The organism is Dyella amyloliquefaciens (genome assembly GCF_004296575.1).
In the GTDB taxonomy this organism is placed as follows: domain Bacteria; phylum Pseudomonadota; class Gammaproteobacteria; order Xanthomonadales; family Rhodanobacteraceae; genus Dyella; species Dyella amyloliquefaciens.
On sequence record NZ_SAYT01000002.1, the window covers coordinates 784892 to 802802 of the forward strand.

The window sequence follows — 17911 nt, forward strand, 5'->3', positions numbered from 1 at the left end:
TTGACACGGTTATGAGTGGCAGCGTCGACCGGCACCGGCCGGTCATTGCAGGAGGCAATGATGTCCTGGCGCAGCCGCAGGCTCAGGTGGTTTGTGTATGCACCGGTGGCGTTCGTGCTGCTGTTGTTTGCCGTGGCGGTCTTCATTGTCCTCACCTTCGACTGGAACCGCCTCAAGCCAACCATCAATGAGCGCGTGAGCCAGGCGATTGGCCGTCCGTTCATTGTCCAGGGCGACATCAGCGTCGGCTGGGCGCGCGAACCGGGGCAAGGTGGCATGGCAGCCCTCGTTCCATGGCCCACGCTGGAAGCACGCGACATCGTCATCGGCAATCCGGATTGGGCCAAGCAGCTGCAATTCGCCCAACTGGACGCCGTTCGCTTTCGCCTCGCGCCGCTGCGCCTGCTGTTCCATCGCGTCGAGATCCCCACGCTCTATGTGGTGCGTCCGAGGATCGATCTCGAGCGTGATGCGCAGGGACGTGCCACCTGGGATTTCAATCTGGCCAACAACGACCAGCCCTCCAGCTGGACGCTCGACCTGCGCGCCATCGGCTTCGATCATTCGGAGATCACGTTCGACGATGCCATGAGCAAGGCGAACCTGAAGATCACCGTGGAACCGCTGCAGCAGTCGATCCCTTATGACCAGATCGTGGCGCAGCAGTCCGCCGATGCGCTGGAACAGGCCGGCAGGACCGCAGGCGCCGGCGCGCGCCAGGCCCTCGCCAAGGCCAACGCCAAGAACGAAAGCCAGCCCGGCAGCACGAACGCGACCTATCAGTTCTCCTGGCAGGCCGACGGCCGTTACCAAGGGGCGCCTGCGACAGGCAGCGGCAAGATCGGCGGCGTGCTCGCGCTGCAGCAGGCGGACCAGCCCTTCCCGTTGCAGGCCAACGTACACGTCGGTGACAGCCATATCGCCCTGGTGGGCACGCTCACCGACCCGCTGCACCTGGCCGCCCTCGATATTCGGCTGTGGTTCTCCGGCACCAGCATGGCCAAGCTCTACCCGCTGATCGGCGTCACCCTGCCCAATACGCCACCCTTCGCCACGCAGGGTCACCTGAAAGCCAACCTCAGGCGCGGCAGCAGCCACTTCTCCTACGAGAACTTCCGCGGGCGCGTCGGCGGCAGCGACATCGCGGGCGATGTCACCTTCGACACCGGCGGCGCTCGGCCGAAGCTGAGCGGTGACGTGAAATCACAGGTGCTGCGCTTCGCCGATCTCGCCCCGTTGATCGGTGCCGACAGCAATGCGGAGAAACAACAGCGCGGCGATGCCACGCCGCAACCCGCGGACAAGGTGCTCCCGGTCGAACCGTTCCGCACGGACCGCTGGCGCGCGATGGATGCCGATGTCACGTTCAGCGCCGCGCACATCGTGCGCGAAAAGTCGCTGCCCATCGATGGGCTTTCCACTCATGTGATCATGGACAACGGCGTGCTTCGGCTGGATCCGCTGGCCTTTGACCTGGCCGGCGGCAAGGTCAACAGCAATCTTCGTCTCGACGGCAGCCGCACGCCGATGCAGGGTACCATCCGGCTTGGTGCGCGCCATCTCAAGCTCAAGCAGCTGTTCCCGACCTTCGAACCGATGCAGACCAGCTTCGGCGAAATCAATGGCGATGCCGCTCTCGATGCGCGCGGCAATTCGGTGAGCGAGCTGCTGGGCACTTCAAGCGGCGAGGTGAAGCTGCTGATGAACGATGGCGCGATCAGCAAGGCGCTGCTGGAAACGGCCGGCCTCAACGTAGGCAACATCATCATCAGCAAGCTGTTCGGCGACAAGACGGTGAAGATCAATTGCGCGGCGTCGGATCTCACCGCCACCCATGGCCTGTTCCAGACGCGCCTGTTCGTGTTCGACACCGAGGACGCCACGATACGCATCGACGGCACGGTCAATTTCGCCAACGAAAAGCTGGACCTGGACGTCCATCCGAACTCGAAGGGCTTGCGCTTGCTGTCGCTACGCTCACCGCTCTACGTGAAGGGCACACTGAAGAATCCCGACGTTGGTGTCCAGCCAGGCCCGTTGATTCTCCGTGGCGGCGGCGCCCTGGCGCTGGGCGTGCTCGCCACGCCGGTGGCGGCACTGCTGCCGCTGGTGGCCACCAGCAAGGGCGAGCCGGACAATACCTGCGCCACCGTGCTGGACCAGATGCGCAGTCCGTCGCAGGCCAAGCAGCCGGCTTCCACCAAAAACGCGCCGAAACCGGCACAAACCCATTGATTCTGCACAACCGGTACGCGGGCGACGCTAGAATGCGCCGCCCTGTTCCCGTTGATGTACGTCCATGCATTCCGTCACCAAGGCCCGCTGGCAGATCCACTTCTGCGTCCTGCTGTGGGGCTTCACCGCCATCCTGGGCAAGCTGATCACCCTGCCCGCCCTGCCACTGGTGTGGTGGCGCATGCTGCTGGTGTCCGGCTCGCTTCTGCTCATGCCCCGCGTCCGGCGCGGCCTCAAGGCCATGCCCGCGCGGTTGCGCTGGTCCTACGCCGGTATCGGCGTACTGGTGTCGCTGCACTGGCTGACCTTCTATGCCGCCATCAAGCTCGCCAACGCCTCGGTGGCCGCCACCTGCATTGCGCTGGGTCCCGTGTTCCTGGCGCTGGTGGAACCCTGGATCGCCAAGCGCAAGTTCGATCCGCGCGAGCTGCTGATCGGCGTGGCCGTCGTGCCCGGCGTGGCGATGGTCGTGGGGGGCGTTCCGGTCGACATGCGCGTTGGCATCGCCGTGGGCGCGTTCTCCGCATTGCTGGTGGCGCTGTTCGGTTCCTACAACAAGCGCCTGGTGGAACACGGCGACCCGCTCACGGTGACCTGCATCGAACTGGGCACCGGCACGCTGTTCCTTACCCTGTTGGCACCCCTGCTGCCACACGTCGGCCCGGCCTTCGTGTTGCCCAGCCTGCACGATGCCGCGTTGCTGGTGCTGCTCTCGTTCGGCTGCACGCTGCTGCCGTTTGCGCTTGCCCTGGTAGCCCTGCGCCACATGAGCGCGTTCGGTACGCAGATGGTGACGAACCTGGAGCCGGTCTACGCCATCGTGCTGGCCATGCTCATGCTTGGCGAACAACGCCAGCTGGACGGCTGGTTCTATGCAGGCGTGGCGGTGATTCTCGCTGCCGTCTTCATGCATCCGCTGCTCAGCCGCCGGCAAGGCAAGACCACGCAGCCCGAACTGCTGGGCACGGCGGAAAGCCACAACGTCGTGGAATAAGGCTTATGCCTGCGCGGCCAGCCATGCGCGCAGGTGCTCGATGAAGACGCGCACCTTGGCTGGCGGCTGGCGCCCCGGATACACCGCATAGATACCGCACTCCGGCAGCCGGTACTGCGCCAGCAGCGGCACGAGCCTTCCTTCGCGGATGTCGTCGGTAACCAGATAATCCGGCAGCACGCTGATACCCGCGCCATGGCGTACCAGCGCGTGCGCCGCCGTCACGTTGTTGGCCTGCGCCACCTGCTTCATGCGCACGGTGCGGCGTGAGCCGTCGGGCGCGGTGAACGTCCAGCGCAACGGCGACGACAGCAACGCCAGGGCCACCCAGCCCAGTGACGGCAATTCCGCCAGGCTACGAGGTTCCCCGCGGCCAGCGAGATAACCTGGCGCCGCCACCAGCAGCTGTCGGAAGCTGCCCAGGCGCGTCGAACGCAGATTCGAGTCGCGCAGCGAACCCATGCGGATCGCAAGATCGAACCGCTCCGCAATCAGGTCGCTCACGTGATCGGTCAGTACGAGGTCGGTCTGCAATTGCGGATGGGCCCGCATGAAATCGGCCAAAGCGGGCGCCACGACCGAGGTGCCGTAGTCGGTGGTGGCCGTGAGGCGCAAGGTACCAGTGGGCTTTTCCTGATTGCTGCCAACCTGCTCGATGGCCGCTTCAGCCTCGGCAAGAATGCGCACGCAGGCCGTATGAAAGGCGATACCCGCTTCGGTGAGCGTCATGCGCCGCGTGCTGCGCAGGACCAGGGTGACGCCGAGCTCCTGCTCCAGCTTCGCCAGATGCTGGCTGACCATCGCCTTGGTCATGCCCAGCGTCTCGGCAGCGGCCGTGAACGAGCCGGCATTCACCAGCGCCACGAATACCGACAACCGGTTGAGATTCACTTCGCTGGACATGGCCACCTCACTGTCAAGTCAAACTTTACAGTGAATTCCCGTTTGATGCGTTTATCCGTATCGATCAAGAGCGCATGCTTTGCCTCAACCCGATGCTGGCGACACGTTCACGAAACCCGCGCCATCGTCCGTCGATACCTCGCCCACCCTGCTGGAGTCCCCATCCATGAAGATTGCCCTGTTCGGCGCCACCGGCCATATCGGCCACGCCATCCTCGACGAAGCGCTGGCTCGCGGCTACGACGTCACCGCCATCGTCCGCGATCCCTCGCGCCTGTCCACACAGAACCCCCGCCTCACCGTCGTTACCGGCGACGTCGGCAAGCCCGACACCTGGCTGGGTGCGGTGCGCGGCGCCGACGCAGTGGTAGCCAGCCTCTCCGCGCGCCGCGACGGCAATAACGACAGCATTCCGGCCAATGCCGCCGTGCTGCTGGACAACCTGCCCGGCGCAGGCGTCAAGCGCCTCGCATGGGTCGGCGGCGCCGGCTCGCTGGAGACCGCGCCGGGCGTGCTCGTGATGGACGATCCGCACTTCCCCGAGGCCTGGAAGCCCGAAGCGGCTGGCCAGGGCAAGGCGCTTGCGGTGTTCCGCGCCAGCCCTTCCACCATCGATTGGACGTTTATCAGTCCAGCCGCCCTGATCGAGGATGGCCCGCGCACCGGCAAGTACCGCGTGGGCGGCGACCAGCTGCTGGTGGACGCCAATGGCAAGAGCCATATCAGCGTGCCCGACTATGCGGTCGCCCTGCTCGACCGCGTCGAAAAGGGCGACGCCAGCCGCAAGCGCATCACGGTGGCTTACTGATCGCTTGGACGGGCGGCTTCGGCCGCCCGTCGTTGCTTCCTACGGATGGACCCGCGTCACAACCACCAGCGCACGCCGGCCACCCAGGTCGTTTCACGTGCATGGAACATCGGCGCGCCAGGCGCCTGGGCATCGCCGTAGCGTCGCGTCCAGTTCACGCCGACATAGGGCGCGAACTTGCGGCTGAACTCGTAGCGCAGGCGTAGCCCGGTTTCCAGATCCGACAGCCCTGACGATACGCCGCGTTGCGGGTCATCCTTGTCATAGAAGTTGAGTTCGAGCTTGGGCTCCAGCACCAGTCGCTGCGTGAACAACAGCTCGTAACTGGCCTCGAGCCGTAGCGCCGTGCGCCCCTGCTCGCCCGCGTAGAACGTCGCCTGTGTTTCGAACCAGTACGGCGCCAGGCCCTGTACGCCAAATGCAGCCCATTGGCGGTTCGGCCCCTGGCCGAAGTCCTGCCGCGCGCCGAGCTGCGCATCCCAGAAGCTGGTCCAGGCGTGGCTCCACAACGCCGCGACGCGCCCTTCGGTGCCATCGCTGCCGCGCTCACCTTCGGTCTTCACCCATAACCGATCGATGGGATTACCCAGCCATCCTTCCGCCTCCCAGCTCGTGGCGTAGTCGCCTGAGGTGCTGCGCGATCGTTCCAGCCGATCGATCAGCAGCATGCCCGTCACCGACGCATCGTTCATCTGCATCAGCTTATGCATCTGCTCTGCCGTCATCGCCGGCATCACGTGTTGCGGTGGAGATGGCGGCACGTGGTCATTGGGCGGAAGCGCCGCTGTGTCGATGGATGACATGTCGTGACCGGTGTGGTCCATACCGTCATGCGCCTGATCGCTGCGGGCCGGCTCCGTTACCGCGTGATGAACCGCATGGGGATCGGCAGGGACACCGTGTTCCGCATGCTGCATGGACATACCAGGCATGCCCTCCATGTCGGCGCTCTGCGCCAGCAGCATTGTTGGCGCGCATGAACCAAGCGCCAGCGCGATTGCTGAAATCCTCTGCAGCCTCATGCCACCACCACCTCGCGGAACATGCCCGCTTCCATGTGGTAGAGCAAATGACAGTGGTATGCCCAACGGCCCGGAGCATCGGCGCTCACGCGATAGCTGAGCTGCTGCGCCGGCTGCACCATCACCGTGTGCTTGCGTACCTGGAACGACCCGTCCGGCGCCTCCAGCTCGCTCCACATGCCATGAAGGTGGATGGGGTGCGTCATCATGGTGTCGTTCACCAGGGTCACCCGCACGCGCTCGCCGTGGTGCAGATGCAGCGGCTCCGCGGCGGAAGCCCGCTTGCCATCGAACGACCACAGGTAGCGCTCCATGTTGCCGGTGAGGCGCAGGGTCAGTTCGCGATCGATGCGCGGCGAAATCGGCGCATCGACGGCATGCAGGTCTGCATAGCTGAGCACGCGACGCCCGTTGTCACGCAGCCCCACGCCCGGATCGTCGAGATTGCGTCGCGGCGTCGCCACGCGCATGTCGACTTCCGGACCGGTTTTCAGCGACGGCGCAGGCTCGTGGTGCATGGACATGGCCATGCCAGGCATCGCCATCATGTCCATGCCCGACATGTCGTGCCCCATGCTGCCGTGATCCATCGCGCCCATCATGTCGCCCATGCTCAGCAACGGACGCGGATCGATCAGCGGCACGTCGGCCGTCATGCCGATGCGCGGCGCGAGCGTGGCTCGCGCATAGCCCGTGCGATCCATGCTCTGCGCAAAGATGGTCCAGGCGCGGTCGGCCGATGGCTGCACGATCACGTCGTAGGTTTCGGCCGTACCGATGCGGAATTCGTCCACGCTCACCGGCTCGATCGCCTGCCCGTCGGCCGCGACCACGGTCATCTTCAGCCCCGGTATGCGTACGTCGAAGAACGTCATCGACGAGCCATTGATGAAGCGCAGCCGGATCTTCTCGCCCGCATCGAACAGGCCCGTCCAATTGGCGGCGGGCGTCTGCCCGTTCACCAGGTAGGTGTAGGCCACGGAAGAAACGTCGGCCAGGTCGGTGGGATCCATGCGCATCTGGTTCCACATGCGCCGCTCGGCAAGCGCACCCGAAAGTCCGTCGCGCCCCGCATCGCGCAGGAAGTCGCCCACCGTGCGCTTGCCAACGTTGTAATAGCCACCCTGCTTCTTCAGGTTGGCGTAGATGGTTTCCGGATCGAGATCGGTCCAGTCGTTGAGCAGCACCACGTAGTCGCGTTCGGCAGGATGGCGCTCGCCGTCGCGCGGCTCGATCACGATGGGGCCATACAACCCGGTCTGCTCCTGGAAGCGTGAATGGCTGTGGTACCAGTAAGTGCCGGCCTGGTTCACCGTGAAGCGATAGACGTATTCGCCGCCAGGAGGAATGCCATCGAAACTCAGGCCGGGCACGCCATCCATGTCCGCCGGCAACACGATGCCGTGCCAGTGGATGGAGCTCGTCTCACGCAGACGATTGCGCACGCGCAGGGTCACCGTGTCGCCCTGACGCCAGCGCAGCAGTGGCGCGGGCAGTTGCCCATTCACCACGGTCGCGATGCGCTTGCGCCCGGTGAAGTCGACCGGCAGTTCGCCGATCTCCAGTTCGAAATGATTGCCGCGCAGCTCGGCGCGCGGCGTGGCGATCTGTGCCAGCGCGTTGCCGCGCCACAACCCCAGGCCAGCGGCCACGCCTCCCAGCGCCAGCCCCTGGACGAAACGCCGACGCGGCAGCTGAAAGCCGCGCGGTACCTGCTTGCTCATGGTCCTGCTCCGTCAGTCGTGCCCGCGAGGCGGGCGCGTCACATCGGCCGATCGCTCGGCCCCTTGCATCGAACGGAGAATCAGGCGACCGGCGGCCGCAAAGGCGGTTCGTAGACCGGCTGCGGCGCTGCCTCGCGGCGTGCCAACCAAGCCTCGCTGGAGGGTTTCACGCGCATCACGTGGCCCGACATCGAAGGCGGCACGGTCATGGTGGCATGCGCGCAGCAGCCATCGGGAAGCATGCTGATGCTGTGATCCGCACCGTGGTCGTGCGGCGCGGGCGCATGCGGCATGGACATATCCATTGAGGCCGCCATCGGCGCGCAGCAGTCCACAGGCTGCGCCCAGACCACGCTGGCCAGCGCCAACCACGCGCACAAAGCCAGCGCGAACAGGGCGCGGCAACGACGCAGATGGCGGAACAGGTGGCGGGTCATGACCGGAGCATAGCCACGAGCGTGCCGCGGGCTCAACTCTGGAGATGGCTCCATCGGCTATGCCATACCCCTGTAGGAGCGCACCCAGTGCGCGATGATGGGTGAATCAGCGCCCATCGCGCACTGGGTGCGCTCCTACAGGGAAGCCGCCTGGGCCGTATAATCGCCTGCCGTCCGGCGCATTCCCGACCATGAACTATCGTCACGCCTACCACGCTGGCAACTTCGCCGATGTCCTCAAGCACTCGGTGCTGTTCGCGCTGATCGAGGCGCTGCAGGCCAAGGCCACGCCGTTCGCCTTCGTCGACACGCATGCCGGCAGTGGCTGCTATGCGCTGGACGGTGTCGAGGCAGGCAAGACGGGGGAGTACAAGGACGGCATCAACCGCCTGCTGTTCCCCGACCTCCATGCCGGCAGCGCGCGTACCCAGCCCTTGCCGTCGCTGCTGCGCCGCTGGCTGGACACCATCGTCCGCATGCCCGGCAATGAACACGGATTGCGGCTCTACCCCGGGTCGCCGCTGCAGGTGGCGAACGCCATGCGTGACAGCGACAGCGCCCAGCTCTGCGAATTGCATCCCGAAGAGGCCTCGCGCCTGCGCGATCTGTTTCATCACGACCATCGCGTCCACGTGCATGAGCGTAACGGCTATGAAGCGCTGAAGGCGCTGTTGCCGCCCAAGGAAAAGCGTGGTCTGGTGCTGATCGATCCTCCTTACGAGGCGCAGGATGCCGAGTACCGGGTGATCGAGCAGGCGCTCAAGGCCGCATTGCAGCGTTGGCCTACCGGCGTCTATGCCGTGTGGTATCCGATCAAGTTGCGCAGCCAGGTACAGCCGTTCCACCGCTGGTTGCAGCGTTGCGGTTCACGCCGCGTGCTGCGCGCGGAGTTGCTGGTGCACCCCGACGATTCGCCGTTGCGCCTCAACGGCTCGGGCATGGTCATCCTCAATGCCCCGTGGAAGCTCGACGAAGCGCTGCGCGACTCGCTGCGTGCGATGGCACCGTTGCTGTCGCAGGAACGGCCGGCCGAGTGGCGCCTGGACTGGCTGGTGGAAGAAGCCAAGGACTGAACGCCGGGCGACACGCAGCGCGGTCGCCTACCACCCTTGCCGCCAGCCGGCTAAGCTCATGGCAACCCAGTCTGGAACGCCGGAGTCCGCCATGCCCGCCCGTCTCGCTTCCTATCTGCTTCGCGGTATGGCAATCGCCGGCCTGGCGGCACTGGCCGCATGCGCCCCGGCACCGATCTACAAACCTTCGACCAACACGATCGCGGTCCCGCCCAACGGGGTCGCGCAGTCGCCAGACCGATTCATGAACGCGGATGTGATCTGGGGCGGCCGCATCGTGCAGGTGAACAACTTCCACGACCACAGCGAGATCGAGATCCTCGGCTATCCGCTGGACAGCTCGCAGCGGCCCAAGGCTGACAATGGTGGCGGCTGGGGACGCTTCGTCGCCGTGGTCCCGGGCTATGTCGAGTCATTCGACTACCCGTCCGGCTCGCTGATCACGCTCACCGGCCATATCACCGGCAGCCGTAGCGGCACCGTGGGCGAAGCAAGTTACGTGTTTCCCACGGTGAGCGTGGCGCAATCGCACGTATGGACGTCCGCCGAAATGGAAAGCGGCAAGTCCAACGTGAGCTTCGGCATCGGCGTGGGCGTGGTCCACTAGCCGCGCCCGCAGCCAGCGGTCCCCAATTCGCTGAAGGCGACTCTGCTCGCCCTCGGCGCGGGCTTTGCCAACGTTGCTGACTGGGCCCTGCCCGGCCGCTGTGCGCGACCGCTACGCCCGGGATGCAGACCGCCCAGTGAGCTTCTGCGGAAAAGCAGCCCCCACTCCTCAGGCCGCGGCGAGCTGCAAAAGATCCCACTTGTTGCCGTACAGATCCTTGAACACCACCACGGTGCCATAGCTTTCCTTGCGCGGCTCTTCGCAGAACTCCGCACCCGCGGCGCGCATCCGCTCGTAGTCGCGCCAGAAGTCATCCGTGTGCAGCAGCAGGAATACGCGCCCACCGGCCTGGCTGCCCACGTGTGCCGACTGCTCCGGCGTGGCCGCCTTGGCCAGCAGCAGGCGCGTCTCGGCGGCGCCTGGCGGAGCGACGACCACCCAGCGCTTACCGCCACCCATGTCAGTGTCTTCGATCAACTGGAAACCCAGTACCGTCGTGTACCAGGCCAGGGCTTCGTCGTAGTCGGCCACGACCAGCGCAATGCTTCCGATATGTTGCTTCACTTCGTCTTCTCCGTCGGCAAGGGCCATGGACCCAGCTCCGCCTGCAGCTTCTTGGTGAGCTTCGCGCGCACCAGTCCGTAGGAGGCACGGATGAAGTCAGCCAGTTCGGCGGAGGCAAAGCGCTGCGGCTCGACCACCGACACCCAGTGCGCGCGGGCCATGTAGGGGGCGGCGATGATACCCGGCTGGTCGGTCAGCTCCAGGAAGCGCTCGTCCGGCACCTTGAAGGACAGCCGTCCGCCTTCGCTGCCATCGGACGGCGTCACCACGAACATCTTGCCGCCCACGCTGAAGACCAGGTCGGCACCCCACTTGATGTCCCGCGTCACCCCGGGCCAATGGCCGCACAGGGCTTCCAACTGGGCTGCCGTCATGCTCTTGGCTGCTTTTGCCATGCTCTTCATCCACCCTCGACGCCCCGATATCCGGGATGGAGCATTCTGCTCCGGGCCACGGCCTTCTGCGCGCCTGTCCCAGGGACGCAGCCAGCAGGCAGCGCGGTGCGACATAGAGCCGCCTAAGATGGCTGTCCACAAGGGCTTTTGTTCATGTTGCGGCGCACACAATACGGTAAAGTATGGCCATGACTCCCGCCATCGACCTCACCCATCCCCGGCGTGCGCTTCCCCCGCGCACCAGCGAACGCTTCAACCGTCCGCGCCTGGTTGAGCTGCCCCGTCCCAAGGGCGAGGTAGTCCGTACCCACGATGGACGCGAGTTGCACCTGCGCCCTATCGAGCCGGGTGACGTGGCGGCCCTCAAGCGTCAGTTCGCCCGCTTGTCGCCAGAAGACATCCGTCGCCGATTCCTGCATTCGATGGGCGAGCTTCCCGATCCCATGGCACAGCGCCTGTGTCGCCTCGACCCGGCGATGGAAACCGCTTACGTGCTGATGGACGAAACGGTGCGCCCTGCCGAGTTGCGCGGCGTGGGCCGCATCTTTGTGGATGAGGCCGCCAACAATGCGGAGTTCTCCGTGCTGGTGGAGCATGACTGGGCCCGCCAGGGCCTCGGCGCCCTGCTGATGCAGCGCCTGGTCGACGACTGCCGCCGCCGCGGCCTGAGCGAAATCTGGGGCTACGTGCTGCTGGAGAATCGCCCGATGCTGCAGCTGTGCAAGGAACTGGGCTTCGTGCGCCGCCTGTCCCCCGACGAGCCCGGCACCACGCAGATCTCGCTGCAGCTGTGACCCTCGCCGCGTACGGCGGAAGGGTTGTCGCGCGAGCTACGCGCCCCAACAAGAGATGAGAACCAGCGCCCCGGCTCGTCCGGGGCGCTCGCGTTACACTTGCCCGCTTTCCCGGCGCAGTTCGACGAAGCCGCCCCTCGATCACGCGTACGCATGGCCCAGACGATTCCGCATCCGCCCCTGCCCACCAGCCCCAAGCAGCGCCGTTTCTGGACGTCGCCCCATGGATCCTCGCGCGCCTTGCTGGTGGCGGAAGCCGCCCGCACGCACCAGGGCCTGCTGGTAGCCGTCACGCGCGACACCCAGCGGGCACACGCGCTGGAGGAGGAGCTGCGGGTTTTCGCCGGCAACCTGCCCGTGTTGCACTTCCCCGATTGGGAAACCCTGCCCTACGACGTCTTCAGTCCGCACCCGGACATCGTCTCCCAACGCATCGCCACGCTGTTCCAGCTGCCGAACACGCAGCGCGGCGTGCTGGTGGTGCCGATCGCCACGCTGATGCAGCGCATCGCCCCGCGCAGCCACATCACCGGCAGCGGCTTGATGGTGAAGAAGGGCCAGAAGCTGGACCTCGCCACCGAGCAGCGACGTCTGGAAGCCGCCGGCTATCGCAACGTGCCGCAGGTGGCCGAGCCGGGCGACTTCGCCGTGCGCGGCGCGCTGATCGACATCTTCCCGATGGGCGCGGCGGAGCCCTACCGCATCGAGCTGTTCGACGACGAGATCGAATCGATCCGCAGCTTCGATCCGGAAACGCAGCGCTCGCAGCAACAGGTGGAACGCATCGAGCTGCTGCCGGCACGCGAATTCCCGCTTACCGAAAGCGCGGCCAAGGACTTCCGCACACACCTGCGTGAACGCTTCCCCATCGACGTGCGCCGCTGTCCGCTCTACCAGGACATGAAGGAAGGCGTCACGCCGGGCGGCATCGAGTACTACCTGCCGATGTTCTTCGAGCAGACCGCGACGCTGTTCGACTACCTCGCGGACAACGCCGTGTTCCTGCTGGGCGAGTCCGCCATGGAATCGGCCGAGCAGTTCTGGACGCAGACCGGCGAGCGCTACGACCAGCGCGCGCATGACATCGAACGCCCGGTGCTGCCGCCGGCAGAGCTCTACCTGCAGCCCGAACAACTGCGCGAGCAGCTCAACAAGCGCCTGCGCATCGAGCTCGTCGACAGTGGCCACGAGCATGCGCAGCCCAGCGGCACGCAACCGGCGCTCGAGCTCCCACTCAACCGCAAGGGCGAGGAACCCGGCACCTCGCTGCGCCATTTCCTCGGCAGCTATCCGGGGCGCGTGCTGATCGCCGCCGATTCGGCGGGACGCCGCGAGGCATTGATCGAGCAACTCGCCGGTGCGGGCCTCAAGCCCGACACGGTGGATGGCTGGGCCGCCTTTGTGGCCGGCGGCGACAAGCTGCGCTTTGCCATCACCATCGCCTCGCTGGAACAGGGCTTCGCGCTGACCGAGCCCGCGCTCACCGTGCTGACCGAGCGCGAGCTATTCGGCGAACGCGTGCGCACCGAGCGCAAGCGTCGTCGTGGCGCAGCGCGCGACCCTGAAAGCATCATCCGCGACCTCACCGAGCTGACCATCGGCGCGCCCATCGTGCATGTGGACCATGGCGTGGGCCGCTACCAGGGCCTGGTGTCGATGGAACTGGGCGGCATGGAGGGCGAGTTCCTCACCATCGAATACGCCAAGGGCGACAAGCTCTATGTGCCGGTGGCCCAGCTTGGCCTGGTCAGCCGCTACACCGGTACCGCGCCCGAACTTGCGCCGCTGCACTCGCTGGGTGGCGACGCGTGGGAACGCGCACGCCGCAAGGCTGCCGAGAAGGTGCGCGACGTCGCCGCGGAATTGCTCGGGATCTATGCACAGCGCGAAGCCCGCGGCGGCGAATCGCTGCCTATCGACCGCCAGCTGGTGGAGGAATTCGGCGCGAGCTTCCCGTTCGAGGAAACCCCTGACCAGGAACAAGCGATCAACGCCGTGCTCACCGACCTCGCCGCGCCACGCGCGATGGATCGCGTGATTTGCGGCGACGTCGGCTTTGGCAAGACTGAAGTGGCACTGCGCGCTGCGTTCGCCGCCGCCACCGCCGGCAAGCAGGTGGCCGTGCTGGTGCCCACCACCCTGCTCGCCCAGCAGCACTACCGCAATTTCGCGGACCGCTTCGCCGACTGGCCGGTGCGCGTGGATGTGCTGTCACGCTTCAAGTCGACGAAGGAAGTAAACGAAGCGCTCAAGCGCCTCGCCGACGGCCAGATCGACGTCATCGTGGGCACGCACAAGCTGCTCGCGCCGGATATCCGCTTCAAGGACCTGGGCCTGGTCGTGGTGGACGAGGAGCAACGTTTCGGCGTGCGCCAGAAGGAACAGCTGAAGAAGCTGCGTGCCGAAGTCGACCTGCTCACCATGACGGCCACGCCGATTCCGCGCACGCTCAACATGGCGATGAGCGGCTTGCGCGATCTTTCGTTGATCGCCACGCCGCCCGCGCATCGCATGGCCGTGCGCACTTTCATCTCCACCTGGGAGCCCGCGCTGATCCGCGAGGCGTTCCAGCGCGAGCTGCAACGCGGCGGCCAGGTGTACTTCCTGCACAACGAAGTGGACACCATCGAACGCGCGGCGCGCGAGGTGGCGGAACTGATCCCCGATGCGCGCATCGGCATCGCCCACGGCCAGATGCCCGAGCGCGAGCTGGAACGCGTGATGGCGGACTTCCACCGCCAGCGCTTCAACGTGCTGGTGTGCACCACCATCATCGAGACCGGCATCGACATCCCGACGGCCAACACCATCATCATCAACCGTGCGGACCGTTTCGGCCTCGCGCAGTTGCACCAGCTGCGCGGCCGCGTGGGACGTTCGCACCATCGCGCCTATGCGTATCTCGTGGTGCCCGACCGCAAGGCGATGACGGCCGACGCGGAGAAGCGCCTCGAAGCACTAGCCTCGCTGGAAGAGCTGGGTGCCGGCTTCACGCTGGCCACGCACGACCTGGAGATCCGCGGCGCCGGCGAACTGCTGGGTGACGAGCAGTCCGGCCAGATCCAGGAGATCGGCTTCGGCCTCTACACGGAATTGCTGGAGCGTGCCGTACGCGCACTGAAGTCCGGCAAGGTGCCCGACTTCGACCTTTCCAGCGAACACGAGACCGAAGTGGAGCTGCACCTGCCGGCGCTGATCCCCGACGACTACCTGCCGGACGTGCACACGCGCCTGACGCTCTACAAGCGCATCGCCAGCGCACGCAACCAGGATCACCTGCGAGATCTGCAGGTGGAGATGATCGACCGCTTCGGCCTGCTGCCCGATCCTGCCAAGCAGTTGTTCGCGGTGGCCCAGCTCAAGCTGATGGCCACGCCACTGGGCATCCGCAAGCTGGACTTCGGCGCCAACGGCGGCCGCATCACCTTCCGCGACAAGCCGGAAGTCGATCCGATGGCCATCATCCGCCTGATCCAGAGCCAGCCGCGCGTGTACAAGCTCGACGGCCAGGACAAGCTGAAGGTGCTGCTGGAATTGCCCGGTGCCAGCGAGCGCATCCGTGCTGCGCAGGAAGTGCTGGTGCAACTGGGAGCAAGGCGGCCGTCCTGATTGCGGCCTGCACCTTATGCAGCCACTCCGCACCATCCGGCCATGCCTTTCATTTCGAAAGCCCGTGATCCCCGCTCTCGCGGGGTAGCGGGTCTTAGGCGACACACTCACCGGTAACACGGTGCTTGCCGTACCATCGCCAGGACTCGTTCGAAGGGGCCGAACATGTTGTCCGAGGACGAACTGGCTTTGCTCGAAGCCATCCGCGAGAGCGGCAGCCTCTCGCGTGCCGCCGTTCGCCTGGGCAAGGCACCTTCCACCGTGTCGCATGCCGCGCGGCAGCTCGAGGCTCGGTTCGATGCGCTGCTGTTCGACCGCCGCCGCTACCGGCTGCAGCTCACGCCTGCCGGCCAATTGCTTGCACTCGAAGCCGCACGCCTGATGCAGGACGTGTCGCGACTGAACCGCCGCGTGAAACAGATCGCCAGCGGCTGGGAAGACCGGCTGTGGATCGTCACCGACGAAATCCTCGAGTTCGACATCCTGGCGCCCGTCATCCGCAGCTTCGACGCGCTGCAATCCGGCGTCACCCTGCGCCTGACCAGCGAGGTGCTCGGCGGCACGTGGGAAGCGCTGCGCGACGGTCGCGCCGACATCATCGTGGGCGCCACCAACGAGCCTCCCGCGATTCCCAAGTTGCGCTGGTTCGAGCTGGGCGTCATGGAATGGGTGTTCGCCATATCGCCCCGCAACGTCCTGGCAAAAGCCACCGAACCGCTGGAGCGCGAAACCGTGGCGCGGCAGCGCAGCGTGGTGGTGGCCGATTCTTCCCGCAGCTCGGCTGGCCGCGCCTATGGCGTGACCGGCGGCCAGGCGACGTTGGCGGTACCCAGCATGCGCGCCAAGATCATTGCGCAGCGGCAGAACCTCGGCGTGGGCTGGCTGCCTCGTCATCGGGTTGCCGGCCTGCTCAAGCGCGGCGAGCTGGTGGAGAAGCAGATGGCCGACCCGCGCGAGCCCAACACGCTGTATGTGGCCTGGCGCGGTGACCAGGAGGGGCGTGCCCTGGCCTGGTGGCTTGATGAATTGCGGCAGCCCCGCCTGGCCAAGCGATTGATCAAGGGCCTGGAAATCACCGACTGACAACATCCCGCGCCGCAATCTGCGCGCACCGAATCGCGAGGGGTGCGTCCCCATGATCCGCAACCGCTCCAAGCCACCCGGCGTCTTCGTACCCGAGCTGGCCTATGACGATATCGCGGAAGCGGCCCAGTGGCTGTGTCGTACCTTTGGTTTCCAGGAGCGCCTGCGCATCGGCGATCACCGCGTGCAACTCGTCTACGCGGGAGCATCGATGGTCGTGACCGAGCGCGATGAGGCACTGCATACCGCGGACATGGCGCACGCCGTCATGGTCCAGGTGCCTGATGTGGACCGACATCATGCACAGGCGCTTGCATGCGGCGCGAAGATCGTCAGGCCTCCCACGGACTATCCGTATGGCGAGCGCCAGTATGCCGTCGAAGACATCGGCGGCCATCGCTGGGTATTCTCGCAATCGATCGCTGACGTGGACCCGAGCGATTGGGGCGGCACGCTGCTCCCTGTTTCCTGAGCTGGAGATCGTATGACGCACGAAGCACAACCCACGGCGGCAGGACTGCCGATCTTCAACCCCAGGATGCTTATCCGCCCTGCCATCGCCTGGGTGACGGTCAGCCTGTTCCTGATCTTCGGATCGGACTGGATGGCCCACCTCAGCCGGCATGAAATCGGCCTGTCGCTGTTTGCATGGTTGTTCTTCGTGATCGTCTGGGTCGCCTTCGGCGTCGTGCACGAGGCGGAGGAATTGGCTGGGCTACTGGGCGAGCCGGTGGGCACGCTGGTGCTCACGCTGTCCATCGTGATCATCGAGGTGGTGCTGATTTCCGCAGTGATGCTGGGCGCGGGTGATACCGCCACGCTGGCACGCGACACCATGTTCGCGGTGCTGATGATCGTGTTGAACGGCGTCGTGGGACTGGGCCTGCTGATCGGCGGCATCCGGCATCACGAGCAGGCGTTCAACCTGCACGGCGCGTCGGCCTATCTCGCGGTGATCATCCCGCTCGCGACCATCGCGCTGGTGCTGCCCAACTTCACGGCGTCCACTTCGGACGGCACGCTGACCTCGGTGCAGGCCATCGCCTTCTCCATCCTCACCATCGCGCTGTACGGCCTTTTCCTGTGGCTCCAGACCGGTCGCTACAAGGGCTACTTCATCGCACCGCGCTCCGATTCCGATGCCAACGAGCCGGAACAGCCACCGCCGCCGCCACGCAAGCCGCGCAAGGGCGAGATGCTGTTCCACGTCGTGCTGCTGCTGATCAACATCCTGCCGATCGTGATCCTGTCCAAGAGCCTGGCCAAGGTACTCGACTACGGCATCGCGGCCACCGGCGCGCCGCATGCACTGGGCGGCATCATCATCGCCATGCTGGTGTTTACGCCCGAGGGCATTTCGGCGCTGGTCGCCATCCGCCGCGATGAACTCACCCGCGCCATCAACCTTTGCCTGGGCGGCGCCGCGTCGACCGTGGGACTCACCGTGCCCGCCGTGCTGGCCATTGGCCTGTTCACCGGCAAGCCCGTCGTGCTGGGCCTGCCGCCCGCCAGCATCGTGCTGCTCGCCTCGACCCTGGTGCTGAGCAGCCTCACCTTCTCGGGATGGCGCACCACCATGCTGGAAGGCGCGGTGCACCTCTCGATGTTCGCGGTGTTCCTGGTGCTGGTGTTCAGTCCCTGACGCCCACAGCGGAAGCCTGAT

General features: G+C 65.9%; 16 protein-coding genes. 10 read left to right on the forward strand and 6 right to left on the reverse strand.

Annotation, left to right across the window (positions count from 1 at the left end):
* Positions 1–60 precede the first annotated feature (60 nt).
* Positions 61–2235, forward strand: a complete 2175-nt coding sequence (locus EPB08_RS08075; protein WP_130618534.1) for an AsmA family protein — start codon at positions 61–63, stop codon at positions 2233–2235.
* Positions 2236–2299: 64 nt separating this feature from the next.
* Positions 2300–3229, forward strand: coding sequence for a DMT family transporter (locus EPB08_RS08080; protein WP_130618535.1), 930 nt, complete (start codon positions 2300–2302; stop codon positions 3227–3229).
* A gap of 3 nt (positions 3230–3232) precedes the next feature.
* On the opposite strand, the gene EPB08_RS08085 is transcribed toward EPB08_RS08080, so the two are convergent.
* Positions 3233–4132 carry a LysR family transcriptional regulator gene (locus EPB08_RS08085; protein ID WP_130618536.1) on the reverse strand — a complete coding sequence of 300 codons (900 nt, stop codon included), beginning with the start codon at positions 4130–4132 and terminating at the stop codon, positions 3233–3235.
* A gap of 166 nt (positions 4133–4298) precedes the next feature.
* Between EPB08_RS08085 and EPB08_RS08090 the strand changes: the two genes are divergently transcribed.
* A complete protein-coding gene (locus EPB08_RS08090; RefSeq protein ID WP_130618537.1) occupies positions 4299–4940 on the forward strand; it encodes an NAD(P)-dependent oxidoreductase in 642 nt (213 codons plus the stop codon).
* A 56-nt stretch (positions 4941–4996) separates the two neighbouring features.
* On the opposite strand, the gene EPB08_RS08095 is transcribed toward EPB08_RS08090, so the two are convergent.
* The 3 genes from EPB08_RS08095 to EPB08_RS08105 all read right to left on the reverse strand — a co-directional run bounded on the left by EPB08_RS08095 (position 4997) and on the right by EPB08_RS08105 (position 8123).
* Positions 4997–5863: a copper resistance protein B gene (locus EPB08_RS08095; RefSeq protein WP_229238256.1), complete on the reverse strand. Its 867-nt coding sequence runs from the start codon at positions 5861–5863 to the stop codon at positions 4997–4999.
* Positions 5864–5958: 95 nt separating this feature from the next.
* A complete protein-coding gene (locus tag EPB08_RS08100) occupies positions 5959–7686 on the reverse strand; it encodes a copper resistance system multicopper oxidase (protein WP_130618538.1) in 1728 nt (575 codons plus the stop codon).
* An 80-nt stretch (positions 7687–7766) separates the two neighbouring features.
* Positions 7767–8123, reverse strand: a complete 357-nt coding sequence (locus EPB08_RS08105; protein ID WP_130618539.1) for a hypothetical protein — start codon at positions 8121–8123, stop codon at positions 7767–7769.
* A 191-nt stretch (positions 8124–8314) separates the two neighbouring features.
* On the opposite strand from EPB08_RS08105, the gene EPB08_RS08110 reads away from it, so the two are divergent.
* Both EPB08_RS08110 and EPB08_RS08115 read left to right on the forward strand, forming a co-directional pair.
* On the forward strand, positions 8315–9196 hold the full coding sequence (locus EPB08_RS08110) for a 23S rRNA (adenine(2030)-N(6))-methyltransferase RlmJ (protein WP_130618540.1): 882 nt from the start codon (positions 8315–8317) through the stop codon (positions 9194–9196).
* Between the two features lie 91 nt (positions 9197–9287).
* Positions 9288–9803: a Slp family lipoprotein gene (locus EPB08_RS08115; protein WP_130618541.1), complete on the forward strand. Its 516-nt coding sequence runs from the start codon at positions 9288–9290 to the stop codon at positions 9801–9803.
* A gap of 168 nt (positions 9804–9971) precedes the next feature.
* Here the strand turns inward: EPB08_RS08115 and EPB08_RS08120 are convergent, their stop codons facing one another.
* On the reverse strand, positions 9972–10367 hold the full coding sequence (locus tag EPB08_RS08120) for a VOC family protein (protein WP_130618663.1): 396 nt from the start codon (positions 10365–10367) through the stop codon (positions 9972–9974).
* On the reverse strand, positions 10364–10762 hold the full coding sequence (locus tag EPB08_RS08125) for an MmcQ/YjbR family DNA-binding protein (protein ID WP_130618542.1): 399 nt from the start codon (positions 10760–10762) through the stop codon (positions 10364–10366). The genes EPB08_RS08120 and EPB08_RS08125 overlap by 4 nt, the downstream gene beginning before the upstream one ends.
* Before the next feature lie 188 nt (positions 10763–10950).
* Here EPB08_RS08125 and EPB08_RS08130 point away from each other — a divergent pair, with 188 nt between their 5' ends.
* From EPB08_RS08130 to EPB08_RS08150, 5 genes are all read left to right on the forward strand, one after another.
* Positions 10951–11556: a GNAT family N-acetyltransferase gene (locus EPB08_RS08130; RefSeq protein WP_130618543.1), complete on the forward strand. Its 606-nt coding sequence runs from the start codon at positions 10951–10953 to the stop codon at positions 11554–11556.
* A gap of 153 nt (positions 11557–11709) precedes the next feature.
* Entirely contained in the window at positions 11710–15165 is a 3456-nt protein-coding gene (gene mfd / locus EPB08_RS08135) for a transcription-repair coupling factor (protein ID WP_130618544.1), read from the forward strand.
* Between the two features lie 165 nt (positions 15166–15330).
* The gene (locus EPB08_RS08140) at positions 15331–16248 is read left to right on the forward strand and encodes a LysR family transcriptional regulator (protein ID WP_130618545.1); all 918 of its coding nucleotides are present in this window, start codon (positions 15331–15333) and stop codon (positions 16246–16248) included.
* 52 nt (positions 16249–16300) lie between these two features.
* Complete coding sequence (locus EPB08_RS08145; protein ID WP_130618546.1) at positions 16301–16720, forward strand: VOC family protein; 420 nt, start codon at positions 16301–16303, stop codon at positions 16718–16720.
* Between the two features lie 12 nt (positions 16721–16732).
* On the forward strand, positions 16733–17890 hold the full coding sequence (locus tag EPB08_RS08150; RefSeq protein WP_130618547.1) for a calcium:cation antiporter: 1158 nt from the start codon (positions 16733–16735) through the stop codon (positions 17888–17890).
* Positions 17891–17911 lie beyond the last annotated feature (21 nt).